The organism is Corallococcus sp. AS-1-12, from assembly GCF_020036995.1.
Taxonomy (GTDB): domain Bacteria; phylum Myxococcota; class Myxococcia; order Myxococcales; family Myxococcaceae; genus Corallococcus.
Genome location: NZ_JAIQDD010000009.1, coordinates 93,152 through 117,874, shown reverse-complemented (window position 1 = coordinate 117,874; position 24,723 = coordinate 93,152). Strand labels below are relative to the sequence as shown.

The window sequence follows — 24,723 nt, the reverse complement described above, 5'->3', positions numbered from 1 at the left end:
CCGAGCGCGGGAGCTGGGACGCGGACCGTGCCGGCCGCTAGGATGCCCGGCCCATGCGCGTCGAGCTGCTGTGCACTGGTGACGAGCTCGTCACCGGCCTCATCACGGACACCAACAGCACCTATCTGGAAGCCCGCCTCTTCGACCTGGGTGTGAAGGTCGCGCGGGTGACGGTGGTGGGTGACGTGCGCCCGGACATCACGGGCGCGCTGCTGGAGGCCTCCGCGCGCGCGGACGTGGTCATCGTCTCGGGAGGCCTGGGCCCCACTGCGGATGACTTCACGCTGGAGTGCGCCGCCGCCGCCGCGGGCGTGTCCATGGAAGAGGACGCGAGGGTGCTCGGCTGGCTGAAGGAGCGCTACGCCGCGCGAGGCATGCCCCTGAATCCAGGCGCCCTGCGCATGGCGCGCATCCCCTCGGGCACCGAGCCCGTGCGCAATCCCCAGGGCTCCGCACCGCTGGTCATCCAGCGATTGGGCCGAGCCCACCTGTTCTTCCTCCCCGGGGTCCCGCGTGAATACCGCGCCCTGGTGGACGGAGAGGTGCTGCCGCGCGTGCGGACCTGGCTCGCCGCCGAGCCCGGTCGCACGTTCCGGGCCTTCCGCCTGCTGAGAACCGTGCGCCTGCCCGAGTCCGTGCTGAACGAGCGGGTGATGCCCCTGGCCCCCAGCCACCCGAGGGTAGTGTTCGGCTTCCGGACGCACGCACCGGAGAACCACCTGAAGCTGATGGCGGAGGCCCCCACGCAGGCGGAGGCCGACGCCGCGCTCGCGGCCGCGGAGGCCGCATGCCGGCAGGTGCTGGGCACGCACGTCTACGGCGCGGATGGCAGCGAATACGCCCCCGTCCTCCTCGACCTGCTGGCGCGCGGCGGCCACACGCTGGCGGTGGCGGAGAGCTGCACGGGCGGCCTCGTCGCGCAGGAACTCACGGCGGTCCCGGGCTCCAGCCGGGTCTTCATCGGAGGGGCGGTCGTCTACTCGGAGAAGATGAAGTCCGCCTGGGTGGGCGTGCCTCCGGACATCCTGGAGAAGCACAGCGCCGTGTCGTCCCAGACGGCGCTCGCCATGGCGGAGGGAGTCCGCGCCGCCTGCGGCGCCACGTTCGGCCTGTCCGTCACGGGCTACGCGGGCCCCGGCGGAGGCACCCCCGAGGACCCCGTGGGCACCGTGTACTGCGGGCTGGCCGGCCCCGGAATGGAGCCCCGCTTCGAGCGGCTCTCTCTCTCGGGTGACCGGGACCGGGTCCGCCTGTTCGCCGCGTCCCACGTGCTGGAAATGTTGAGGTTGCACCTGCTCGCCGCCCCCGTGTCGCCATGAGTCGCTCCAAATCAAAGCGTCCCCGTCCTTCCGCCCTGGAAGCGCCATCCACGGTGCCCCCGGCCACGCCCGAGTCCTCCGCGCAGCTCGCCAGCCCCACGGCGGAGACGGAGCCCACCAGCCCCCCCACGTCGCCGGCCGGAGCAGGAGCACATCCGGTGCGAAGCGCGGTGCGCCTGTGGCTGTCGGCCTACCGGGTGGAGGTGGTGCTGTTCCTCGTCGCGTTCGCGGTGCTGTCCAGCTTCAGCTCGCAGCGCTTCCTCCGGCAGAGCGCCGCGCCGCACTTCATCTACCAGGCGCAGTCCTGGCTGGAGGGGCGGCTCGACGTGGATCCGCGGGTGTTGCCCAACCTGGAGGACTGGGCCTGCGTGCGGCTGGTGGACGGACACAAGGTGCGGTGCGAGGGACGCCCGCTGCGCGATGACCGCTGGTTCGTCAGCTTCCCGTCCTTCCCCGCGGTCGCGATGCTCCCCTTCGTCGCGCTGCACGGCTACCAGTTCAACGACACGTCCTTCGGCGTCTTCGTGGGCGCGCTCGCGGTGGCGCTCTTCTATTCGCTGCTGCGCTTCCTCGCGCAGGAGGGGGAGACCGAGCGCAACCGCAATGACAACGTGGTGCTGTCGCTGGTGCTCGCCTTCGGCACGCTGTTCTTCTACTGCGCCATCCGGGGCGAGGTCTGGTTCGGCGCGCAGGTGATGGGCGTGGCGCTCACGTGTCTGTACGTGCGCAACGCCGTGAAGGCGCGGCGCCCCGTGCTCGCGGGCCTCTTCTTCTCCATGGCCGTGCTCACCCGCACGCCGCTGGTGTTCGCGGGCCTCTTCTTCGTCCTGGAGGCGCTCTGTCCCGGACCGGACCGGCTGGCCCAACTGAAGGCCCTTCCCACCGCGTGGAAGCCCGCCCTCCGCAAGCTGGCACTCTTTGGCGCGGGGGCCGCGCCCCTCGCGGTGCTCGCGGCCGCGTACAACGTCTACCGCTTCGGCAAGCCCGGCGAGTTCGGCCACTCGTACCTCTTCAACAACCGGGTGAACGTGGACATCGACCGCTTCGGGCTCTTCAACATCGAGTACCTGTCGCGCAACCTCCAGGCCGCGTTCCTCAAGCTGCCCCAGGTATCGCTGTCTCCGTTGAAGCTGTCGTACGACCCGCACGGGCTGACGCTGCTGCTCACGCTGCCCCTGCTGGTGTTCCTGCTGGTCCCCCGCACGCGTCCCCGGCTGCACTGGCCCCTGTGGCTGACCGTGGCGGTATGCGCGCTGCCGGGGCTCTTCTACCAGAACACCGGTTACATGCAGTTCGGCTTCCGGTTCAGCCTGGACTACACGCCCTACCTGCTGCTGCTCTTCGCCATTGGTGGATGGTCGCTGCGCAACCGCGCGGTGGTGGCCGTGCTGGCGCTTGGCGTGCTGGTGAACTTCTGGGGGGCCGTGGCCTTCCGTGGCTACACGGAGTTCGTGCGGAACTGGTAGGCCTCCAGGCTCCGGCGGCTTGAATCCGCCGGACCCGAACCGCACATCAAGGGTGACATGCAACCTCCTACCGGCCAGCCCCCTCCAGGCAAGCGTTGGCACACCCGTGAGGACAGCGGCATCCGTCTGGATGCGGCGCTGCGCTGGTGGCACGACGACGAGCCCATCGAGCACCCGAAGATCATCGAACTCTTCAACGCCTCGCTGGTCCTGGATGACGACGGGCGCTACCAGCTCCGCATCGCCCCGGACTGGTGCTACGTCCAGGTGGAGGACGCGGCCTACGAGGTCCGCACCGTGGACGTCACTCCGGACGAGCGTGTGTCCCTGCGCCTGAGCGACCGGACAGCCGAAGCCCTGGACCTGGGGTCGCTCCAGCTCACGCCGGACGGAGTCCTCACCTGCCGCGTGAAGCAGGGCAGGGCGAAGGCCCGGTTCTCCCGGGATGCGCAGTACCAGTTCGGTGAGCTGCTGGAAGAGCGCCCCGGAGGGCACCTGGTGCTGCGCGCGGGCCAACGCCACTGGGAGGTCCCCCTCTCGCTGGATGCGTTCCAAGCCGCGACCTAGGCCGCCGCGGCGTCCGCGGACGGCACGGAGGGCGCGGCGGCGCCCACCAGGTCTCGAGCGAGGGACTCCAGGACGTCGGGGTGCTCCCGCAGCCACTCGCACGCCCGCTCGCGGCCCTGGCCGATGCGCTCACCCCGCAGGCTGAAGTGGCTGCCCGACTTCTCCACCACGCCCGCGCTCACGGCCAGGTCCAGCACCTCGGCGGCGCGGTGGATGCCCGTGCCGTAGAGCACGTCGAACTCCGCCTCCTGGAACGGGGGCGCCAGCTTGTTCTTCACCACCTTCACGCGGGCCCTCGAGCCCACCACCGCGTCGCCTTCCTTGAGGTTGCCCGTGCGGCGGATCTCCATCCGCACCGACGCGTAGAACTTCAGCGCGTTGCCACCCGTCGTCGTCTCCGGGTTGCCGAACATCACGCCAATCTTCATGCGGATCTGGTTGATGAAGATGATGCAGGTGCCGGAGCGGCTCACCGCGCCCGTGAGCTTGCGCAGCGCCTGGCTCATCAGACGCGCCTGGACGCCCATGTGCGCGTCGCCCATCTCTCCTTCGATTTCCGCGCGGGGGACCAGCGCCGCCACCGAATCCACCACGATGAGGTCCACCGCGCCCGAGCGCACGAGCTGCTCGGTGATTTCGAGCGCCTGCTCTCCGGTGTCCGGCTGCGCCACGAGCAGCTCCTCCGTGCGCACGCCCAGCTTGCGCGCATAGGACAGGTCCAGCGCGTGCTCCGCGTCGATGAAGGCCGCGACGCCTCCCACCGCCTGCACCTGCGCGATGGCGTGCAGGGTGAGGGTCGTCTTGCCAGAGGACTCGTTGCCGAACAGCTCCACCACGCGCCCTCGCGGATACCCCCCCACGCCCAGCGCCCGGTCCAACCCCACCGAGCCCGTGGGAATGACCGCCACCTTCTGCTCCGGTGCGTCCGCGCCGAGCGTCATCACCGCGCCCCGGCCGAACTGCTTCTCGATGGACGCCACCGCCGCCGCCACTGCCTTCAACTTCTCCGTCAGCCTGCTCATCTCGTCTGCCTCCCTCGCCGCCCTGCGGGCTGGATGCCTCGGCGGTGGGCAGAGCAACGCCCGTGCCGCGCGGGCCTCCAGGAGGAAGGGCCTGCAAGGCCGTCCAGGTTCGCCGGAGCCGTCCGGATTGGCGGAGCGGCGTGGCTGTCTCCCACGCGCTGAGAAGGCGCAAAGGTGAGCGCGTCTCCGCATAAGCAGGCACGACGGGACGTGACAGGCCGGCTTGATGGGATGGAAGGCTTTGCGTTGAATCCCTGGCGCGTCGCGGTGACATCCCTCACGTGAATACGACCCGTGAGAACCTTCCCCATGTGGTCATCCTGGGAGGCGGCTTCGGCGGCCTCTACGCGGCCCGGTACCTGCGAAAGGCAGGGGTTCGCGTCACGATGGTGGACCGTCACAACCACCACCTCTTCCAGCCCCTGCTGTACCAGGTGGCCACGGCGACGCTGAGCCCCAGCGACATCGCCGCGCCACTGCGGGGGATGCTCGGACGCAATCACGTCCAGGTGCTGCTCGCGGAAGTCACTGGCGTGGACACCGCGCGCAAGCACGTCCTCCTGGCGGATGGCGAGCTGGCGTACGACTTCCTCATCGTCGCCACCGGGGCGACGCACTCGTACTTCGGCAATGACGCCTGGTCGCGACACTCGATGGGATTGAAGACCGTCGAGGACGCGCTGGAGATCCGCCGCCGCGTGCTGCTCGCCTTCGAGCAGGCCGAGCGCGAACCGGACCCCGAGCGCCGCCGCGCGCTGCTCACCTTCGCCATCATCGGCGCGGGGCCCACGGGCGTGGAGCTGGCGGGGGCGCTGGCGGAGATCAGCCGCAATTCCTTGTCGGGCGACTTCCAGAACATCGACCCACGGGATGCGCGCGTCATCCTCATCGAGGGCATGGACCGCGTGCTGCCCACCTACCCCGAGAACCTCTCGGCGGAGGCCCGCCGGGTGCTGGAGGGGCTCGGCGTGGAGGTCCGTACGGGCACCCGGGTCACGAACATCGACGCCGCGGGCGTGGACATGGGCCCCGAACATCTGGCGGCCCGCACGGTGCTCTGGGCCGCGGGAGTGGAGGCCTCGCCCGTGGCCCGCTCGCTCGGCGTGACGCTGGACAGGGCAGGGCGCGTCCCGGTGACGCCCGAGCTCACCGTGCCCGGGCATCCCGACATCTTCGTCGTGGGGGACCTGGCGCTCGTGAAGCAGGAGGACGGGAGCGCGGTCCCGGGAGTGGCGCCCGCGGCGATGCAGGAGGGAAAGCACGCGGTGCTCAACCTCCGCCGCCAGCTCGCGGGTCAGCCCATGCAGCCCTTCCGCTACTGGGACCGGGGAACCTACGCCGTCATCGGCAGGGGCCATGCGGTGGGCGTGGCCTTCCGCAGGGTGAAGCAGTCCGGCTTCGTCGCGTGGTTGGCCTGGCTCTTCATCCACATCACCTTCCTCATCGGCTTCCGAAACAAGCTGGCCGTGCTGCTCAACTGGGCGTACGCGTACCTGACCTTCGGCAGGTCCGCGCGCATCATCACCGGCCCTGCTCCCCGTCTGGAGGAGCGGGGCGTGCAGTCCCTGCCCGCCAGTGGAACGTCAGTTGTTGCCGGCGGGGAACCCGCGGCTCCCGTCGTCCTCGGAGGCCTGGTTCCAGACCGCGGCGGGGCGGGGTGAGGCATTCAGCGCGCCCCGGGTATTGGTGTGGAGCCAGCCCCGGCGGTCCATCATCCGGCAATCGATGGCCAGTTGCATGTCCACGGTCTCGATACGCCCGTGTCCCTCCAGGTCCGCGCGCGTCAGCGCGAGCTTGAGGATGCGGTCATGAGCCCGCGCGGACAGGCCAAAATGAGTGACCGCGCGCTCCAGTTGCTTCTCCGCGGAGGGTGACAGCACGCAGTAGCGGCGCAGCAGGTGCGAAGGCATCTGGGCATTGCAGTGCACCCCTGGCGTGTCTTGGAACCGGACGCGCTGCCGTTCGCGCGCGGCCTCCACGCGCTGGCGGTAGTAGTGGCTTGGCAGCTCCTGGCTCTTCTCCGCGAGGTGGTGGTACTCCACCGGCCGCGTCTGCACGGTGATGTCGATGCGGTCCAGCAGCGGCCCGCTGATGCGCGAGTGGTAGCCGAAGATGCGATGCTCGAGGCAGGTGCACGTGCGGCCGGGGACGTTGAAGTAGCCGCACGGGCAGGGATTCATCGCCGCCACCAGCATGACCCGGCAGGGATAGGTGATGTGCTGGGTGGCCCGCGCCAGGTGGATGGCGCCTTCCTCCAGGGGCTGGCGCAGCACCTCCAGCACGTTCTTCCGGAACTCCGGCAACTCGTCGAGGAACAGCACGCCGTGGTGGGCCAGGGACAGCTCCCCTGGACGGGCCATGGGGCCCCCTCCCACGAGCCCCGCATCGGACAGCGTGTGATGGGGCGCGCGAAACGGACGCTCGCGGATCAGCGCCTGCTCGTCTCCCAGCAGCCCCTGGATGGAGTAGACCTTCGTGACCTCCAGGGCCTCGTCGAAGGTCATCTCGGGCAGGATGCCCGGCAGCCGTCGCGCCAGCATCGTCTTGCCCGAACCTGGAGGTCCGGCCATCAGGATGTTGTGGCCTCCCGCCGCGGCGAGCTCCAACGCCAGCTTCAATTCCGGCTGTCCCCTGACGTCGGCCATGTCCGCGGACACCGCGCGAGGACCGCTCACCGAGGTCCCCGTGCGCATCAGCGGCGTCAGCGGGGCCTTGCCGGTGAGGTGGCCCACGGCCTCTTTCAGGTGGGCAACGGACAGCACCTGGAGGCCCTCCACCAGCGCCGCCTCCGCCGCGTTGGCCGCCGGCACCATGACCCCCTGGAAGCCGCCATTCCGGGCCGCCACGGCCAGCGGAAGCACGCCCTTGATGGCCTTGATGGAGCCATCCAGCGACAGCTCCCCGCCAAAGAGGTACCGCTCCAGCGGTTCCTCCTCCATCAACCGCGCCGCGGCCAGGACGCCCAACGCGATGGGCAGCTCGAAGGCCGCCCCTTCCTTGCGGATCTCCGCGGGCGCCAGGTTGACCGTGATCCGCTTCTGCGGAAGGTCGAAGCCCGCGTTCTTCAGCGCGGAGACCACCCGGACCTTCGACTCCCGGGCCGCGCCCTCAGGCAGCCCCACGACGTTGAAGTAGGGCAGCCCGAGCGCCATGTCGACCTCGCACTCCACCACCACCGCGTCGATGCCCATCAATGCCCCCGACCGCACCCTCGCCAGCATCGTCTCCCCCTTCCAACCCGTACGAGAGGAGGGGAGAGCAATGCCCGTACCGGCGCGCCTCGCTCTCAGGCGGCCCGCCGCGGCCATCCCGCGCGGCAGACGTCGGGTCCCGAGCGGGGACATGGGGGCCTGAAAAGAAGAAGCCCGCTGGCGTCGGAACGCCAGCGGGCTTCGGATGGAATCGGTGACGGCGTGTCCGCGCGTCAGCCCTGATGGAAGGTGCGGATCAGGGCGTCGGCGGGGCAGGGGGCGCGGGCGGCGCGCCGTCCGGCGTGGCCTGCGTGCCCTGGATGACCGCGTTCTGGGGAAGCTCGGTGGCCATGCCCAGGATCTTCGCTCCCGCGGCACGGGCGCCATCCAGCGCCACCACGAGCTTGCCGTAGTTCGCCGCGTCATCCGCCATGAAGAAGACGACCTTCTCGTCCGGCTTCTTGGCGTTCAGCATCCGCTTGAGGCGGGCGATGTAGTCCGAAGCGGGGATCTGCTCCGTGTTGATGGAGTAGGCGCCGCTCTTGTCCACCTGCACGACGATCTGCTGATCATCGGGCTCCGGCGGCGGCTGGTTCTCCTCCACCTCCGTCTCCGGGACGCGGACGAGGATGTCCTTCTCCAGGAGGGGCGTCACCACCATGAAGATGATGAGGAGCACCAGCACCACGTCCACCAGGGGCGTGACGTTGATCTCCGAGTTCGGCGCGGACGCGGGCTTGACCCACTGACGCTGCTTGTGTCCTCGGGACATTACTTCTTCTCCTCCACACCCAGGGCGATCTGCTTCGCCTTCGCCTTGCGGGCCGTGTCCAGCACCTTGCGCACGTCACCCACGTTCAGGGCGTTGTCGCCCTTCAGGAGGATCTTCTTGCCGGGATCCTTCACCAGCTCCGCGGCGATCTTCTCCTGGAGCCCCTTCTCGTCGACCTCATCGTTCTCCACGAACATCTTCTTGTCCGGGGTGATGGAGAGGATCAGCGGATCGGCGTCCGTCTTGCCTTCCTTCTCGATCTCCGTGGCCTTGGGCAGCTCCACGGACTTGCCGCGCTGGAGCATGGGCGTCACGACCATGAAGATGATGAGGAGCACCAGCACCACGTCCACGAGTGGCGTGACGTTGATCTCGCTCTTGATGCCCCCTTTGGGGCCTGCTGACATTCCCATGCGTGCACCTGTATCCGGGAAGGAACGCCCACCCCGGGGCAGCGCGGCTTCTCAGCCGGACCGCCCACATGGGTGGGGACGTCCCAGGGTGGGGCTGCGACTAGGCGTGCGACGAACCGCCGCCCACGTGCCGGGCCACCACGTCCAGGAACTCGTTGGAGGACTCGGAGATGTCCACGGAGCGGGCATCCACCCAGCCCTGCAGGAAGTTGTAGGCCATCACGGCGGGGATCGCCACGAGCAGACCGAACGCCGTGGTGATGAGCGCCTCGGAGATACCGGCGGAGATCGTCGCCAGACCGCCGGAGCCCGCGGCCGCCATGAGCTGGAAGGCGTTCACGATACCCATCGTGGTGCCCAGCAGACCGACGAACGGCGCCGTCGAACCGACCGTGGCCAGCAGGCCCAGGCCGCGCTTGAGGCTCTGCACCTCGCGCTGCGCCTGGCGCTCCAGCGCGCGGGCCACGGACTCCACCGCCAGGTCCTTGTTCCCGGGGGTGATGCGGTACGCCGTCAGGCCGGAGTTGATGACGCGGCCCAGGTGGCCCACGTCCTTGCCCAGGTTGGTGTTCGCCGCGGTCGTCAGGTCGCCCTTCGCGAGGATGGCGCCCATCTTGGCGGCGAAGTTGCGGCTGTCCGAGCGGGTCTTGCGGAAGACGATGATCCGCTCCGCCATGACGACCAGCGACGCCACCGACATGATGGCGAGGGTGAAGATGATCATGCGGGCGAAGAGGCCCGTGTGGTGCCAGATATCAAGCAGGGTAAATTGCATGGCTGTGGAGCGCTCCTCCTCACGAGCGCGAGGTGATGTTCGGCGGACTGCTCAAGCGGGACTGCCTGCTTTGGATCAGCGCGGCAGCTTCAGGTTGAAGTTGAACGTGTACTGCACTTCGACCGGCCTGCCCTGGAACGTGACCGGCTTGTAACGTGAGGCAGTGAGCACGTCCATCACGGCCTGCTCCATGTGAGGGAGCGGCTTGATCGTGCGGCAGCGCTCGACCTTTCCCTCGGTCGTGATGACGCACTTCACGATCATCAGGCCCTGCACGCGCGCTTCAATGGCCTCACGCGTATAGGAAACCTCCGGACCCGCGATCTTCTCCGGACGCGTCATGCCCTGGCCGAACGCCAGCACGTCCGTGCCCGTTCCACCCAGTTGACCGCCCACCACGCCACCGATCACGCCGCCCACCACGCCACCCACCACACCGCCCGCGACGCCACCTTCCACGCCACCCTCGACCTCGGACTCGCTCGCCTCCTCTTCCTCGGGCTCCGGCGCGGTCTCGGTCTCCTGCGGCTTCTGCTGCGGGATCTCCTTCGGCTGCACGATCACGTCCTTGGGCTTCTTGGGCGTGACCTTCTTCTCCGTCTTCGGCTTCGACGCCGGGGGAGGCGGAGGAGGCGGAGGAGGCGGAGGCGCCATCGTGGCCTTCAGCGTGACCTCGACCTCCTTCTCCTCCACGGGAGGCGGACGCGTGGAGAGATAGGCCACAAGACCCAGCAGGCCAACGTGGAGCAGCGTGGACACGCCAGCACCCACGCCGAACCGCGACCTGGGTCCTTGCCCGCGGTCAAGGACTGAATCGAACATGCAAGTAACTCCTCTTCACCAGTGGACTACCCGTCCCCGCCATGCCCGGATTGAAGGGCGGCCACCATACAGAAAAGGGTTCCGGGTTCAAGCAACCGTGTCTGGCGCCGCTGCGTGATCGCGCCAATGCCCCACTGGTCACCAAAAAGCAACGGTCTATTGACAACTGCTTGACCTCGGCTATTTTCCCGAGTCATTTTCGGTTGCAGCCCACCTTGGAGGGGTTTGGTATGCAAGTGAAACAAGTACTTCGGGAAACCGGAGTCGTCCTTGCTGCGGGTCTGTTGTACGGATCCGCGGCTTTCGCGCAGTCCAGCGTCATCATCGGCACTGTCATCAATACTGAGGACAAGAAGCCGGCAGCCGATGTCGTTGTGACCGCCACCTCGCCCAACCTGCAGGGCGAGCAGACCGTGGTTACCGACGCACAGGGTAACTACCGTATTCCCCAGCTCCCGCCGGGCACGTATACGTTGCGGTTCGAGAAGGAGACGTTCAAGCCTTACGCCCGCCCCGAAATCCAGTTGCTCCTCAACCGCACCATCCGCGTGAACGTGGAGCTCCTGCCGGACTCCTTCACGCAGACGGTGGACGTCATTGGTACGCCGCCGACGATCGACGTCGGTTCGACGAACCAGGGCGTCAACGTTGATCAGGAGTTCATCAAGCGCATCGCGGTGGCCCGTCCGGTCGGCAAGGGCGGCGCGACGCGCTCGTTCGAGTCCCTGGCCGAGCTCGCCCCGGGCGCCCAGTCCGACCAGTACGGCGTGTCCATCAACGGCACGACCTCGCCCGAGAACGGCTACGTGGTGGACGGTCTGTCCACGAACGACCCGGCCTTCGGCGTGAACGCCAGCCCGCTCAGCATCGAGTTCGTGCAGGACGTGAACATCATCACCGGCGGTTACATGCCGGAGTTCGGTCGCTCCACGGGCGGTGTGATCAACGCGGTGACCCGGTCCGGTTCCAACGAGTTCCACGGCTCCGTGTTCGCCAACTGGACGCCGGGCGCCCTGGAAGGCAACCGCAAGCTGGTCATCGAGGACGGCACCACGATCACCGGCCTGAACGCCCTGAGCAACCTGGGCGACTTCGGCGCCACCCTCGGTGGTCCCATCCTCAAGGACAAGCTCTGGTTCTTCGCCGGCTTCGCGCCGTCGTTCCAGCGCTACGAGCACACCCGCGCGCTCAACGCCTTCACGCTGAATGACGACGGCGATGTGGCGACGGATGCGAACGGCTTCAGCGTCGTCCAGCAGATCCCGGGCTCCGAGCGGAAGTACTTCGCCGACTCCCGCACGATCCAGTTCATGGGCAAGCTGACGTACCTCATCAACCAGGACCACAACGTGTCGTTCGCCCTGAACGGCACCCCGACCGTGTCGGGTGGTCTGGGCAAGCTGCAGATCAGCCCCCGCTCGGGTGGTCTGCCGGCCGCGCAGAACACGCGTCCCGAGGACATCGGCAACACCGAGAACCGCGCCAACACCACGGCACTCGCCCTCAAGTACGCGGGCGCGTTCATGGAGAAGAAGATCCTGGTCGACGCCAACCTCGGTTGGTTCCACCAGACTGCCTCCACGCCTCCGGCGGACGGTAGCGCCATCGGCTCGACGGACGGCCTGGCCGGCTACGCGCTCGCGCGGTACTCGACCACGCGTCCCCTGACGATGTTCGAGAACGTCCCGAACGCCGACCAGTACTGCGGCGTGACGGATGCGGAGCGGGCTGTCCGCTGCCCCGTGACGAACTACTACGTCGGCGGCCCTGGCTTCATGTCCGAGGCCACCCTGGACCGCTACCAGATCAACGCGAAGGCCACCTACCTTCTGAACGCCCTGGGGACGCACGTCTTCAAGGCGGGCGTGGACACCGAGTTCCTGTCCTACGACCAGAAGAAGGCCTACTCCGGCAGCGTGTTCCTGCAGGAGTCGCGCACGTCGTACAACGGCTCGACCATCAAGATCTGGTCGGACAACCGCCGCTACGGCTACCAGACGGCCCCGGACACCCCGGTGTTCGAGACCCTGCAGCAGTCCTCGACGAGCGGCACCACCATCGGTGGCTTCCTCCAGGACAGCTGGTCCATCGCCAACCGCGTCACCCTGAACCTGGGCGTCCGGTACGACGTGCAGTCGATGTACGGCGGCGACGGCAACCTGGCCCTGAAGCTCGGCAACCAGTGGTCGCCCCGCATCGGCGCCGTGGTGGATCCGTTCGCCAACGGCCGCGCGAAGCTGTTCGTGAACTTCGCCCGGTACTACGAGCAGGTTCCGCTCAACATGATGGACCGCGCCTTCCCGGGTGAGCGCCGCTTCAGCGCGCGTCGCTTCTTCTCGGAGCCGGGCGCCGCGGGCGGTTGCGATCCGTCCACGCTCGAGGGTCAGCGCGGCAACTGCGCGTCCGACCAGTTCATCGTGCCGCGCGCGGAGAGCACCTCCAACGCGAACCAGCTCTACAGCGGCGGTCTGGTGCAGAACGAGCCGGTCGATCCGGACATCGAGCCCCAGTCCTCCGACGAAATCGTGGTCGGCGGCGAGTACGAGCTCCTGGCGAACACCCGCCTGGGCGCGACGTACACGCACCGCGACATGAACAAGGTCATCGAGGACATGAGCCGCGATGACGGCAACACGTACTTCCTCGGCAACCCTGGCAGCGGCTTCGCCAAGGAGTTCCCGACGCCGGTGCGTGACTACGACGCGGTCACCGTCTACCTGAACCGCACGTTCACGGACGGCTGGCTGGCGCAGGCGAGCTACACGTGGTCCCGCCTGTACGGCAACTACCCCGGTCTGTTCCGTCCGGAGAACAACCAGCTCGACCCGAACATCCTCGCGGACTTCGACCTGGTGGCCCTCCTGAACAACCGCACGGGTCTGCTGCCCTTCGACCGTACGCACGCCATCAAGGTGTTCGGCGCCAAGGAGTTCAACATCTCCAACGCGCTGTCGGCGAGCATCGGTCTGTCCTACCGCGGCAACTCCGGTACGCCCATCAGCTACCTCGGCGCGTACCCGGGCTACGGCCAGGATGAGACGTTCATCCTGCCGCGCGGCAGCGGCGGTCGCACCCCGTGGATCAACAGCGTTGACTCCAACGTGGGCGTGAACTACCGCGTGAGCAAGGACAGCGTGGTGTCCTTCACCCTGGACGTGTTCAACCTCTTCAACTTCCAGGGCGTTGACAGCGTCGACGAGTCCTACACGTTCACCGAGGTCCTGCCGATCTACAACCCGGCCACGAAGACCGCCGGTACGCAGGCGGATCTCCCCACGGGTGTTCCGATCGCGGGCGCTCCGGGCGAGTTCCTGACCCAGGAAGACGTGAACAAGAACTTCAAGAACCCGGACCGTTACCAGGCCCCGCGGCAGATCCGCTTCGGTGTCCGGTACACGTTCTAACCACCTGACCACATGAGGAAGATCAGCAACATGCGCAAGAGCATTCTTTCGACCGTGGTGATGCTTGGGCTCGCGGGCGGCCTCGCCGCTTGCGACTCCGAGCAGCCGGATCCCGGGTGCATCGTTCAGGACGCCTCGTTCGCTACCTGGTGGGCGAAGTTCGATGCGGTGGACGCTCCGCAGGGCACCTGCGAGGACTTCGAGCCGCTGGTGGGTGATGAGCTGGGTGTCTGGAAGTTCGCGGATCCGGTGGCCAACACGGCCATCCTGGTCCTCCGGCCGCTGAGCCTGGCCGCCCTGGGCAAGTTCGACACGGACAGCACGGCTGCCGGGTTCGACAAGCTCCAGGCGACGGGCAGCCTGACCACCGGCAAGGACGCGGAGCAGTTCTGCACCGCGGACGGCTTCTCGGTGGCGGGTGTCGAGGCGACGCAGGGTGACTTCGCGTCGGCGCCGCAGTCCATCTCGTACCAGTTCGGCAAGGTGCGCGTGTACTCGAGCCCGAGCGCTCCTGGCACGCAGATGACCGGCGAGCTGACCTACACGGTCAACGGGTGCACCGCGCACTACGTGATGCGTGCGATCTGGCCGGCGACTGGCTGCGACCCGTCGCTGGACCCGAACGTCGAGGAGAACTTCCCCTCGACGTGCGGCGCGGGCTCGGGGCTCAACCCGGACTTCGCCGTGACGTGCGACCCCGAAGTGGGCGTCTGCGTCCCTGCGAACGCGATCCCGTCGTTCAAGTAGTCGGCACTGACCGACCTTGAAGGCCAACGCGGCCCCGGCAGCCCCTCCCCCACGCGGGAGTGGCGGTCCGGGGCCGCGCTGTTGTTAGGTGTCTGGAATCCACGTCGGGAGGACCATGGAGGGCCGTTACGAACTCATCGAGCACGTCTGCTCACTGCTGGCGGACGAAGCCGGGACGCTCCGCAAGGAGGCGCCCTACCGGGTCGCGCTCTGCTACCCGAGCCCCTACCACGTGGGCATGAGCTCGCTGGGCTACCAGGCCATCTACCGGGAGGTGCATTCGCACCCGGGCGCGACCGCCGAGCGCGTCTTCCTTCCCGATGATGTCGAGACATACAAGAGAACACGGACGCCATTGTTTACCTGGGAATCCCAGGCATCCGTGTCTGGCTTTGAAATGCTTGCCTTTTCAGTCGCCTATGAATTGGAGCTTTCAGGCTTGTTCACGATGTTGGATTTGTCTGGTTTGCCAGTTCTTTCGGCGGAACGGGATGCCAGACATCCGCTGGTGGTGGCGGGCGGTCCGCTGACGTTCTCCAACCCGGACCCGCTGGAGCCCTTCGTGGACGTGCTCGTCCAGGGGGAGGCGGAAGATTTGATCCACGTGCTGCTGGAGGCCGCGGCCTCCATGGAGCGCGAGGCGCTGCTCGATTACCTGGCGAAGGTCCCCGGCTTCCGGGTGCCCGGGCGGGGTGGGGCGCGCTACCACGTGGCGAAGGCGACGGACGCCCGGCTGCCGGCGCGCACGCAGATCATCACCCCCCACACGGAGCTCCGGTCGATGTTCCTCATCGAGCCGGAGCGGGGCTGCTCCCGCGGCTGCCACTACTGCGTCATGCGCCGCACCACGAATGGCGGCATGCGCACGGTGCCCCCGGAGCGCATCCTGTCGCTCATCCCCGAGCACGCGAAGCGCGTGGGGCTGGTGGGCGCGGCGGTGACGGACCACCCGCGCATCGTGGAGCTCCTGCGCACCATCGTGGACTCGGGGCGCGAGGTGGGCGTGTCCTCGCTGCGCGCGGACCGGCTCACGCAGGAGCTGGTGGATCAGCTCCGGCGGGGCGGGGCGACGAACCTCACGGTGGCCGCGGACGGGGCGTCCCAGAAGATGCGGGACCTGGTGGACCGCAAGCACTCCGAGGAACAGATTGTCCGCGCCGCCCGGTTCGCGCGCACGGCGGGCATGAAGCAGCTCAAGGTCTACAACGTGGTGGGCCTGCCCCATGAGGAGGACGCGGACATCGACGAGCTGATCCGCTTCACCACGGAGCTGTCGCGCATCCTGCCGGTGGCGCTGGGGGTCGCGCCCTTCGTGGCCAAGCGCAACACGCCGCTGGACGGGGCGCCCTTCGCGGGGCTTCGCGAGGTGGAGAACAAGCTGGAGCGCCTGCGCAAGGGGCTGCGCGGGCGGGCGGAGGTGCGGCCGACGTCCGCGCGCTGGGCCTGGGTGGAGTACATGCTGGCCCAGTGCGGTCCGGAGGCGGGGCTCGCGGCCATGGACGCCTGGCGCGCGGGGGGCAGCTTCGCCGCGTGGAAGCGGGCCTTCCAGGAGCGCGGGTGCGAGCCGTACATGGCCCGCCGGGTGGAGGACGGGCGGCGCCAGCCCACGGTGTGGCCCATCGTGCCGGGCCGCCCGCCGCCCCAGCCGTCCGCCGCCTGACGGGGCCCGCAAAGGCCGTATTCGCCGGGCTCCGCTTTCGCTAGAAGACGGCAAGGCGGGGCCGATGGCCGGCACTCGCATGGCCTCGGAGAGCATCTGGTGAGCACGCAGCGCGTGGAAAAGTCGTGGCAGAAGACGGGCCTCAAGGACTACTCGACGGAGGCCCTGCTGGGCACGCTGGGGCACTACGGCGTCCCCGTGGGCGAAGAGGACTACCGCAAGCTGGCGGAGTCCGCCTATCCGCTCGGCATCGCCCAGCAGTGGGCGGCGAAGTGGAAGGGCACCGGCCCCTTCAAGGACTACGTCGTGGCCGCGGCCGTGGAGCTGTGGCGCCGGTGGATGCCGGACCGCGTGTCCCCGCAGGAGTTCACCACCGCCCTGGCGACGCTGATGCAGGTGCTGGTGCACAAGCTCAACGGCGCGAAGGAGGCCCCGGTGGCCTCCGCCTTCGAGCACGTGAAGAGCCTGCGCTCCAAGCTGGCGGTGGATGACAAGGGCGCGCTGCCCCAGCCCTTCCTCCAGGAGGCGCTGGCGCCCTTCTCGGAGAAGGACGCGGAGCTGTTCGACAGCCTGGCGGAGTCGCTGGCCGCGCAGGGGCACCTGGACGACGCCACGACGTTCGCGGAGGTGGAGGAGTTCCTGCTGCCCGACCGGCGCGGCATCTCCCAGGCGGTGGTGCGCGCCGCGAAGGGCGAGCGCGAGCCCGCCATCCAGGACCTCAAGAACCTCATCCACGACACGGCGCGCGCGCCCATCTCGCGCCTGCTGGCGGTGGACGGCCTCATCCACCTGCAGGCCTGGATTGACGCGAACGTCGAGGGCCGCGGCCTGCTGGCGGAGGCGGAGAAGGCCAACGACATCCACCTGGCGCTGGACCTGGTGCCCCGCCTGGAGCACGTCTTCAAGCAGCAGAACGACCGGTCCGCGCTCCTGGAGCTGATGGGCACGCAGGAGCGGCTGGAGGCCCTGCACGACAAGATGCACCCGGGGCACCGGGCGCACCGTCACCAGCACGCGCAGCCGCAGCGCCGCCGCTAGCCGGCCGGCTTCAGGTCCCCGTGCGCCGGGGGCTCCGGGCTTCCGGGGCCTCGGGCGCCTGGGGGGCGCTGGCCGCGGCGGGCGTCGCGCCTTCCGCGTCCGGGGTGACGGGCTTCACGCCGGGCTTCTCCGGCGCCGCGCGCTTGAGCTTCACGGTGACGACGCCGGGCACGCCCTCCGCCACGTCGCGCACGGGCACCACGGCGCCCACGGTGGTGTAGCGGATGGCGCCCGTCTGGGTGAAGGCGTGCTTGAGGGCGTACTCCTTCGCGCGGGGGAGGAACCACTCGCGCACTCGGGGCAGGGGCAGGGCGTGCAGCTCCCCCTGCGTGAGGAACACGTACAGCATCAGGTCCGCGCCGCTGTAGAGGAAGCAGCCCGGCGTGTCCTTCTCCAGGTTGGAGATGAGCTCGAAGAAGTAGCGGCGGCGGGTGGCCTGCCGGTCGCCCTTCACTTCAATGCCGCGCACCTCTCCGGAGGGCAGCTCCCAGAGCAGGTCCACGCCCCGGTGCTGGAAGCGCGGGTCCAACTGCACGTCGTGCACGCGCGACCCGGGCTCGGTCTCCAGGAGCCACGCGCGGGCGTGCTGCACGGCCCGGTCGGCCGCGCCCTGCACGCCCCGCATGCTGAAACTGCGGCCTCCCATCGCGGCTAGCGGCGCAGCTCGACGCCGGAGGCCACGAGCTGCACCTCGCGGGGCTTGCCGTCGGTGCCGCGGGGGACGATGGCGCCTTCCGCCTCGTAGTGCTTCGCGTGGGCGTCGCTCAGCTCCGCGACCTTCACCACGCCCTCCACGCGCGCCTGCGAGCCCGCCGAGTCCAGCGGGACGAAGAAGCCGTAGTCCTTGAACGTCACGCGCACGCCGGGGCTCTTGGCGTCCTGGGCCAGCTCCATCCAGCAGCCCTTCTTCTCACACGCCTTGCGCACCTGGCCCTCCACGCGCACGACCTTGCCGTCGTGGGCCTGGGGCTTCGCGAGCAGCTCCGACAGCTTCACCGTCTTCTCGCCCTTGAGGGGCTCGCCGCGGGTGAGCGTCCAGTCGCCAGGGTTCGCGGCCTTGGCGGCCTCGGGCGCCTTCGCGTCGGCGGGGTGGTGGCAGTCGCTCGACGCGGCCTCGGCCTTGGCGGCGGGCTTGGGCGTCTTGTCCGCCGCGAGGGCCACGAGGGGGGCGGCGACCAGCATCACGAGGGCAGTGCGGAGCATGTGCATGCCCGTCCGCTTAGCCCAGGTTTCCAGGGCCGGGCAAGGCGCCCCTTCCATCCTCGCGACTTGTCCCGCACACTCGGCGCGAGGTGCGCATGAAGGTCACCATCCCCGCTCCCAACCGCCGGTTGGGCACATTCGAATGGCTCGGGCTCGTCGGGCTGGGTGGGCTGCTCGTGGGGCGCTACGTCCCCGTGGCCCGCATCATCCCGTTCTGGGGCTGTGTGCTTCGCGAGCACACGGGCTGGCCCTGCCTGGGCTGTGGGCTCACCCGCGTGGCGGACCGCGTCGCGCACTTCAACATCCCCGGGGCGTGGGAGGCCAACCCCCTGGGCACCGTGTGCGCGCTCCTGTTCGCGCTGGCCGCGGTGGCGACGGTGCTGCACTTCCTCTTCGCGATGCCCATCCCGGAGGTGGAGCTGGAGGAGCGCGAGTGGCGGTGGGTGCGCATCGCGTTCCCGCTGGTGTTGCTGGTCAATTACGCCTACGTCGTGGTGCACACCCGTTTCCCGCACCTGCTGTCCTGAAGGGCGGGGCCCCTGTCCTCTTCCGTGCTCTCCGCCTTCCTCCTGCTGGGCTACCTCTGCGGCTCCGTCCCCTTCGGCGTGCTGCTGACGCGGTGGCTGCGCGGGGTGGACGTGCGCGCCAGCGGCAGCGGCAACATCGGCGCCACCAACGTCACGCGCGTCGCCGGCAAGAAGCTGGGCGCGGTGGTGCTGCTGCTGGACGCGCTCAAGGCCGTGCTGCCCGTGGCGCTGGCCGTGCACTTCATGCCCGGGGATGCGCGCGCGCACGCGCTGGTGGGCCTGGCCGCGGTGCTGGGGCACGTGTACCCGGTGTGGCTCAAGCTCCAGGGCGGCAAGGGCGTGGCCAGCGCGCTGGGCGTGCTGGTGGTGCTGGTGCCCAAGGCGGCGCTCGCGGGGGCCATCATCTACGGGCTGGTGGTGGCCCGCTGGCGCGTGAGCTCCGTGGGGTCGCTGTCCGCGGCGGTGGTCGCCATCGCCACCGCGTTCTTCACCGCGCCCGCCCGCGAGTACGTGCTGCTCACCGCCGGGCTATTCGTCCTGATGCTCTGGACGCACCGGAGCAACCTCCAGCGGCTCGCCCGGCGCACCGAGCACCGGCTTTGAGCCGGGGGGCAGCGGCGGGGCGCGGTAGCCCAGCAGCGTGCAGGGGATGGGGCCGTTCCACACGTCGCGCCGGGCCATGGGGCGCGCGTGGAAGGCGCTCTCGAAGGCGGGGTTGCCAGACAGCACCCAGACGCGCCAGCCCGGCAGCCCGCGCAGGCTGTCACCCAGCTTGAAGTAGAAGGTCTTCATGCCCTTCTGGCCGCCGGAGCCGAGCCGGTCTCCGTAGGGCGGGTTGGTGAGGATGAGCCCACCGCCCTCGGGCAGGGGCGGGAGCTTCGTGGCGTCGCCCTCCGCGAGCGTTATCTCCTCGCCCAGCCGCGCGGCCTTCACGTTGCGGTCCGCGGCCTCCAGGGCCTCGTCGCTCTTGTCGAAGCCGAGGATGGGGACCTCCACCTTGCGCTCGTTGCGCCGCGCGTCCGCGCGCAGGTCCGCGAGCAGCTCCTTCGCGCGCGCGCCCAGGTGCGGCCAGCGCTCCACCGCGAAGCTCCGGTTGATGCCCGGGGCGCGCTTGCGCGCGATGAGGCCGCCCTCGATGACGAGGGTGCCGGAGCCGCACATGGGGTCCACCAGCGCCTCCGTGCCGGTGTAGCCCGCCGCGCGCAGCAGGGCCGCGGCCAGGTTCTCCTTCAGGGGCGCGGGGGTGGGGCGCACGCGGTAGCCGCGCCGGTGCAGCGGGTCTCCGCACAGGTCCAGGGAGAGGGACAGCTTCTCCTTCACCAGGTGCGCCACCACGGACACGTCCGGGTTGCGCGTGTCCACGTCCGGCCGAGAGCCCAGCTTGTCGCGCAGGCGGTCCACGATGGCGTCCTTCACCTTCAGGGCCACGAAGCCGGAGTGCGCGTGCTCGGTGTCCTTCAGGTTCGCGTCCACGGCGAACGTCACGTTCGTGGTGAGGTGCTCCTCCCACGGCACGCTGGCCACCGCGTCGTAGAGCCCCTGGGCCCCCTTCGCGTCGAACTCGCCCAGCGGGTAGAGCACGCGCATGGCGATGCGGGACCAGAGGCAGACGTTGAGGGCCTCGTCGAGCGCGGCCATGAAGCGCACGCCGCCGCGGTCCTGGCGGATGCGCTTGGCGCCGAGCTCTTTCAGCTCCTCGGCGAGCAGGTCCTCGGTGCCGCGCGCGGCGGTGGCGAATAGGGCAAGACGTTCAGCCATGGTGCACCGCCCTTAGACGACCCGGGGACGATTGGGAACTGCTCAGGTGGCCACGACCTCGTACATCGTGAAGGTGGCGTCCTCCTGGGAGGCGCTGGCCCCCTTCGCCTTCTGGAAGTCCTCCGACTGGAAGTAGGCCTTCATGGCGTCCCGGTCCTTCCAGCGCGTGACGAGCAGGATTTCAGGCGAGCGCTCGTACGAGCGCAGCACCTCCAGGCCCAGGAAGCCCGGGTAGCCGTCCACGCGCCGCGAGCGCTCCTGGAGCCGGTGGACCCAGCCGTCGGCCTCTTCAGGGGATGCGCGGAAGCGGGAGATGGCGACGATCATGACCGAGGGGGAAACCCCGGGGGACGGAGGTCCGTTCCCCGGGGCGTGAAGGGGTGGGGGCCTACATCGCCCCGGCGCCGGGCATCTCGCCCAGGCCGCGCAGCAGCACCTCGCGGGGCTTGGCGCCGTCCGCGGGGCCCACCACGCCGTCGCGCTCCATGCGCTCGATCATGCGCGCCGCGCGGTTGTAGCCGATGCGCATCTTGCGCTGGAGCATGGAGATGGAGACGGAGCGCATCTCGCTGACCGCCGCGAGCGCCTGGTCGTAGAGCTCGTCGGACAGCTCGTCCTCCTCGCCACCGCCGCCCTCGCCCTCCTCGTCGCGCGGCTTGAGGATGGACTCGTCGAAGACGGGCTTGCCCTGGGCCTTGAGGTGGTCCACCGCCTTCTTGATTTCGTGCTCGGAGACGTAGGCGCCGTGCACGCGCTGCAGGTGGGCGCTCGTGGGCGGCATGATGAGCATGTCGCCCATGCCCAGCAGGGCCTCCGCTCCCACCGTGCCCAGGATGGTCATCGAGTCCGGCTTGGAGCGCAGCATGAAGCTGATGCGCGTGGGGAAGTTGGCCTTGATGATGCCCGTGACGACGTCCGTGGACGGACGCTGGGTGGCGACCATCAGGTGGATGCCGGCCGCGCGCGCCATCTGCGCGAGGCGCGCCACGTAGGTCTCCACCTCGCGGCTGGCGACCATCATCAGGTCCGCGAGCTCGTCGATGATGACCACGATGTAGGGCAGCTTCTTGAGCTCCTTCTTCTCCGTGGAGGCGGCCTCCACCGGCGTGGACTCCTCGCCGTCCTCCTCGAACTCCGCGTCCTCCTCGCCGTCGGCCTCCAGGGCAGGGGAGACAGTGGGCTCGGAGACGATGGACTCACGCAGGTCCTCGTCGTCCTCGCGCGGCATGGCCACGCCCAGCCCATCGCTGGCGGAAGCAGGGGCCACGGCCTCGGCGCTGCCCTCCACGACGAGCACCTTCTTGGGCTTCTTCTTCTTCGCGGCGGGCGCGGCGGCGGCGGGCTTCTCCTCGGAGGCCTGCGTCTCCACCAGCTTGTTGAAGCCGGCGATGTTGCGCACGCCCGCCTCGGACAGCATCTGGTAGCGGCGCTCCATCTCCTCCACCGCCCAGCGCAGCGCGAGCGCGGCCTTCTTCGGGTCGGTGACGACGGGGAGCAGCAGGTGCGGGATGCCCTCGTAGACGGAGAGTTCCAGCATCTTCGGGTCCACCATGATGAAGCGGACCTCCTCGGGCGTGGCCTTGAGGAGGATGCTCATGATCATCGAGTTCACCGCCACGGACTTGCCGGAGCCGGTGGTGCCCGCGATGAGCAGGTGGGGGGCCTTCACCAGGTCGAAGACGTACGGCATGCCTTCGATGTCCTTGCCCACGCACATGGTGAGCTTGCTGCCGCTCTTCTGGAACGTGTCCTGCTCGGCGATCTCCTTGAGGAACACCGTCTCGCGGTCGCGGTTCGGCACCTCGATGCCCACCACGCCCTTTCCGGGGATGGGGGCGACGATGCGCACGCGCATGGCCTCCATGGCCATGGCCAGGTCGTCCTGGAGCGCGGCGATCTTGCTGACCTTGATGCCGGGCCCGGGCAGGAACTCGTACATGGTGACGACGGGGCCGGGGCGGATCTCCACCACCTCGCCCACGATGCCGAAGTCCGCCAGCTTCGCGCGCAGCTTCTCCGCCGTGACGAGGAACGCGTCCTTGTCCAGCGCGGAGCGCTCCTTCTTGTCCGCCTCCAGCACGTCCAGCGGCGGCAGGGAGAAGCTCTTGCGGTCACCCACGAACTCGAACTGGTCCTGGGGCCGCTTCATGGCGGTGGGCTTGGGCGGCGCCTTGGGCTCCACGATGAGCGGCATGCGCGCCAGCGCGGCGGGGGGCGCGGGGATGAGGGCGTTGCCCGGCGCGGCGGCGGGCTTCTCCGCGGCCACGGGCTTCGCGGCGGGTTCGGCGGCCGGAGGCGTGAGCGACGCGGCGGGCACCGGGGGCGTGGACGGAGCGGCGGGCGGGGTGACGATCTGCGGCGTCTTGCGCGCGCGGCGGGGCGGCTCGCCCGCGTCCGCGTTGGCGGGCAGTTGCGGCTGGGGCGCGAGGAAGGACGCCGCCCAGGCGGGGTCGGCGCCGGGGGAGCGGCGCTCGGCGCGTTCGGGCGGCAGCGAGGGCTGCTCGTCGGAGGCGTCGTCGCCCTCGTCCTCGGCCGGCTCCTCGCGGGCGAGCTTCTTCTCCAGCTTCTCGCGGTCCTTCTGCTCCTTGAGCGCCTTCTTCGCGTTGGCGAGCTGCTCCTTCTCGTTCTGGCGGGCCAGGCGCACGGCCTCCTCGGCCAGGGCTTCGGCCTCGGCGGCCTCGGCCTCGGCGGCCAGGCGCTCCGCTTCGGAGAGCTCCTCCTCCTCGGCCTCCAGCTCCGCGAGGAACGCGGCCTCCTCTTCCTTCTCCTGCGCGAGCCGCTCCTGGCGGGCCGCGTAGTTGACCTTCTGCTGCTCCCAGAAGACGTGGGCGGCCTCGGAGACGCGGCGGCCCAGGACGGTGAGGCCGGCCCACACCAGCGAGCACAGCTTGAAGAACGTGTACTGGGTGCCCACGATGAGCGCCGCCGCGCTGATGGCGGTGACGAGGATGATGGTGCCGACGGTGGAGAACATCCCCTCCATCAGGCCGCCCAGGCCCGCGCCCAGCGCGCCGCCGGGCGGGTGGGCCCAGCCCTTGTCCTTGGCGAACATGAGCTGCGCGAGCACGGACACGCTGCAGGTGAGCAGCGCCAGGGAGATGATCTGCGGCAGGCGGCGCCGGTCGCGGTTGCCCACGAAGAGCACCACGGCGGTGTAGATGCCGCCCGCGGGGATGAGGTAGGCGCACACGCCCAGCGCGCCGCGCAGGGCCTCCGCGATGAGGTGGCCCATGGGGCCCACCGCGTTGTGGAAGCCGGGCCCCACGCGGTCGTGCGCGTCGAACGTGGCGACCGCCAGCAAGGCCAGCAACGAGGCGGCCAGGATGAAGACGCCGATGAGCGCCCGCTTCGCGGGGCTCGCCGCGCCCGGGGCCTTCATCTTCTTGTTCGCGAGCGCCTTGCGGCGCGTCGCGATCTCCTGCCGGGAGAGCACCGCCTTCTCCGCCCGACCACCCTTCTTTGCCGCTGTCATGGACCCCTGTTCCCTCTGCCCGATTCCAGCCGCGTAGCGAGCTGTAGCAATCCGCCCGGCGAGAATAGGGAGGGAGGGGGCGGGGTCAATTTTCCGGCAGGCGTCCAAGGGGGCTCCGAGGAGGCGGAAGCAGGGCCTACATTTCGGGCGCGTCCCCGCGGCGAGAGGGTATGGTGCCTGCCGCCAAGGAGAACCCAAGACCATGTCCGACCTGAGCCCCGACAAGCCCTCCCACAACGAAGACGACTACTTCGCGCGCGAGGAGATTGAAGCCAAGCGCAAGCTGGCCCTCCAGCAGTCCCAGGAGATGGCCGCCCAGCAGCGCGAGTCGCTCAAGCAGCTCCACCACATGAAGTGCCCCAAGTGCGGCATGGACCTGCAGACGCTGAAGCAGGGCAACGTGGAGCTGGATAGCTGCTTCAACTGCCACGGCGTCTGGCTGGACGCGGGCGAGCTGGAGCAGCTCATCAAGCAGCACGGCCACGAGGGCAGCCAGCGGGTGATGGGCTCCATCCTCAACCTCTTCAAGCGCTCGCCGCCGTCCCCGTAGCACCTCAAGTCCGGAGG

General features: G+C 69.3%; 22 protein-coding genes. 11 read left to right on the top strand and 11 right to left on the bottom strand.

What is annotated here, in order from left to right:
- The first annotated feature begins 53 nt into the window (after positions 1 to 53).
- From K8556_RS17315 to K8556_RS17305, 3 genes are read left to right on the top strand one after another with little or no spacing between them, the layout of a single operon-like run.
- Entirely contained in the window at positions 54 to 1,319 is a 1,266-nt protein-coding gene (locus K8556_RS17315) for a CinA family nicotinamide mononucleotide deamidase-related protein (RefSeq protein WP_223741182.1), read from the top strand.
- Positions 1,316 to 2,785, top strand: coding sequence for a hypothetical protein (locus K8556_RS17310; RefSeq protein ID WP_223741181.1), 1,470 nt, complete (start codon positions 1,316 to 1,318; stop codon positions 2,783 to 2,785). The genes K8556_RS17315 and K8556_RS17310 overlap by 4 nt, the downstream gene beginning before the upstream one ends.
- 57 nt (positions 2,786 to 2,842) lie before the next feature.
- Complete coding sequence (locus K8556_RS17305; protein WP_223741180.1) at positions 2,843 to 3,352, top strand: DUF1285 domain-containing protein; 510 nt, start codon at positions 2,843 to 2,845, stop codon at positions 3,350 to 3,352.
- On the opposite strand, the gene recA is transcribed toward K8556_RS17305, so the two are convergent.
- On the bottom strand, positions 3,349 to 4,374 hold the full coding sequence (gene recA, locus K8556_RS17300; RefSeq protein ID WP_223741179.1) for a recombinase RecA: 1,026 nt from the start codon (positions 4,372 to 4,374) through the stop codon (positions 3,349 to 3,351). The two genes, K8556_RS17305 and recA, sit on opposite strands and share 4 nt — an antisense overlap.
- Before the next feature lie 281 nt (positions 4,375 to 4,655).
- On the opposite strand from recA, the gene K8556_RS17295 reads away from it, so the two are divergent.
- On the top strand, positions 4,656 to 6,035 hold the full coding sequence (locus K8556_RS17295; protein WP_223741178.1) for an NAD(P)/FAD-dependent oxidoreductase: 1,380 nt from the start codon (positions 4,656 to 4,658) through the stop codon (positions 6,033 to 6,035).
- On the opposite strand, the gene K8556_RS17290 is transcribed toward K8556_RS17295, so the two are convergent.
- The 5 genes from K8556_RS17290 to K8556_RS17270 form a co-directional block, all read right to left on the bottom strand.
- Positions 5,958 to 7,595 (bottom strand): YifB family Mg chelatase-like AAA ATPase, encoded by a 1,638-nt coding sequence (locus K8556_RS17290; RefSeq protein ID WP_223741177.1) that lies wholly within the window; start codon positions 7,593 to 7,595, stop codon positions 5,958 to 5,960. The genes K8556_RS17295 and K8556_RS17290 overlap by 78 nt on opposite strands.
- 226 nt (positions 7,596 to 7,821) lie before the next feature.
- Positions 7,822 to 8,337, bottom strand: coding sequence for a biopolymer transporter ExbD (locus K8556_RS17285; RefSeq protein WP_223741176.1), 516 nt, complete (start codon positions 8,335 to 8,337; stop codon positions 7,822 to 7,824).
- Positions 8,337 to 8,750, bottom strand: coding sequence for a biopolymer transporter ExbD (locus tag K8556_RS17280; RefSeq protein WP_014394198.1), 414 nt, complete (start codon positions 8,748 to 8,750; stop codon positions 8,337 to 8,339). The genes K8556_RS17285 and K8556_RS17280 overlap by 1 nt, the downstream gene beginning before the upstream one ends.
- A 100-nt stretch (positions 8,751 to 8,850) precedes the next feature.
- Positions 8,851 to 9,525 carry a MotA/TolQ/ExbB proton channel family protein gene (locus K8556_RS17275; RefSeq protein WP_223741175.1) on the bottom strand — a complete coding sequence of 225 codons (675 nt, stop codon included), beginning with the start codon at positions 9,523 to 9,525 and terminating at the stop codon, positions 8,851 to 8,853.
- Positions 9,526 to 9,600: 75 nt separating this feature from the next.
- The gene (locus tag K8556_RS17270; RefSeq protein WP_223741174.1) at positions 9,601 to 10,347 is read right to left on the bottom strand and encodes an energy transducer TonB; all 747 of its coding nucleotides are present in this window, start codon (positions 10,345 to 10,347) and stop codon (positions 9,601 to 9,603) included.
- A gap of 230 nt (positions 10,348 to 10,577) precedes the next feature.
- On the opposite strand from K8556_RS17270, the gene K8556_RS17265 reads away from it, so the two are divergent.
- From K8556_RS17265 to K8556_RS17250, 4 genes are all read left to right on the top strand, one after another.
- Complete coding sequence (locus tag K8556_RS17265; RefSeq protein ID WP_223741173.1) at positions 10,578 to 13,751, top strand: TonB-dependent receptor; 3,174 nt, start codon at positions 10,578 to 10,580, stop codon at positions 13,749 to 13,751.
- 30 nt (positions 13,752 to 13,781) lie between these two features.
- On the top strand, positions 13,782 to 14,498 hold the full coding sequence (locus K8556_RS17260; protein ID WP_223741172.1) for a hypothetical protein: 717 nt from the start codon (positions 13,782 to 13,784) through the stop codon (positions 14,496 to 14,498).
- A gap of 115 nt (positions 14,499 to 14,613) precedes the next feature.
- A complete protein-coding gene (locus K8556_RS17255) occupies positions 14,614 to 16,158 on the top strand; it encodes a radical SAM protein (protein WP_223741171.1) in 1,545 nt (514 codons plus the stop codon).
- Positions 16,159 to 16,257: 99 nt separating this feature from the next.
- Positions 16,258 to 17,196 carry a hypothetical protein gene (locus tag K8556_RS17250; protein WP_223741170.1) on the top strand — a complete coding sequence of 313 codons (939 nt, stop codon included), beginning with the start codon at positions 16,258 to 16,260 and terminating at the stop codon, positions 17,194 to 17,196.
- Between the two features lie 10 nt (positions 17,197 to 17,206).
- Here K8556_RS17250 and K8556_RS17245 read toward each other — a convergent pair whose 3' ends face one another.
- Positions 17,207 to 17,821 carry a hypothetical protein gene (locus tag K8556_RS17245; protein ID WP_223741169.1) on the bottom strand — a complete coding sequence of 205 codons (615 nt, stop codon included), beginning with the start codon at positions 17,819 to 17,821 and terminating at the stop codon, positions 17,207 to 17,209.
- A gap of 26 nt (positions 17,822 to 17,847) precedes the next feature.
- Complete coding sequence (locus K8556_RS17240) at positions 17,848 to 18,405, bottom strand: DUF4920 domain-containing protein (RefSeq protein WP_223741168.1); 558 nt, start codon at positions 18,403 to 18,405, stop codon at positions 17,848 to 17,850.
- A gap of 89 nt (positions 18,406 to 18,494) precedes the next feature.
- Between K8556_RS17240 and K8556_RS17235 the strand changes: the two genes are divergently transcribed.
- On the top strand, positions 18,495 to 18,926 hold the full coding sequence (locus tag K8556_RS17235) for a DUF2752 domain-containing protein (RefSeq protein ID WP_121713298.1): 432 nt from the start codon (positions 18,495 to 18,497) through the stop codon (positions 18,924 to 18,926).
- Between the two features lie 24 nt (positions 18,927 to 18,950).
- Positions 18,951 to 19,529: a glycerol-3-phosphate 1-O-acyltransferase PlsY gene (plsY, locus tag K8556_RS17230; protein WP_223741167.1), complete on the top strand. Its 579-nt coding sequence runs from the start codon at positions 18,951 to 18,953 to the stop codon at positions 19,527 to 19,529.
- Here plsY and K8556_RS17225 read toward each other — a convergent pair.
- The 3 genes from K8556_RS17225 to K8556_RS17215 form a co-directional block, all read right to left on the bottom strand.
- Positions 19,455 to 20,684: a class I SAM-dependent RNA methyltransferase gene (locus tag K8556_RS17225; RefSeq protein WP_223741166.1), complete on the bottom strand. Its 1,230-nt coding sequence runs from the start codon at positions 20,682 to 20,684 to the stop codon at positions 19,455 to 19,457. The genes plsY and K8556_RS17225 overlap by 75 nt on opposite strands.
- A gap of 42 nt (positions 20,685 to 20,726) precedes the next feature.
- On the bottom strand, positions 20,727 to 21,011 hold the full coding sequence (locus tag K8556_RS17220) for an antibiotic biosynthesis monooxygenase (protein WP_223741165.1): 285 nt from the start codon (positions 21,009 to 21,011) through the stop codon (positions 20,727 to 20,729).
- Positions 21,012 to 21,072: 61 nt separating this feature from the next.
- The gene (locus K8556_RS17215; RefSeq protein WP_223741164.1) at positions 21,073 to 24,156 is read right to left on the bottom strand and encodes a DNA translocase FtsK 4TM domain-containing protein; all 3,084 of its coding nucleotides are present in this window, start codon (positions 24,154 to 24,156) and stop codon (positions 21,073 to 21,075) included.
- A gap of 202 nt (positions 24,157 to 24,358) precedes the next feature.
- On the opposite strand from K8556_RS17215, the gene K8556_RS17210 reads away from it, so the two are divergent.
- Positions 24,359 to 24,706: a zf-TFIIB domain-containing protein gene (locus K8556_RS17210; RefSeq protein ID WP_120622857.1), complete on the top strand. Its 348-nt coding sequence runs from the start codon at positions 24,359 to 24,361 to the stop codon at positions 24,704 to 24,706.
- Positions 24,707 to 24,723 lie beyond the last annotated feature (17 nt).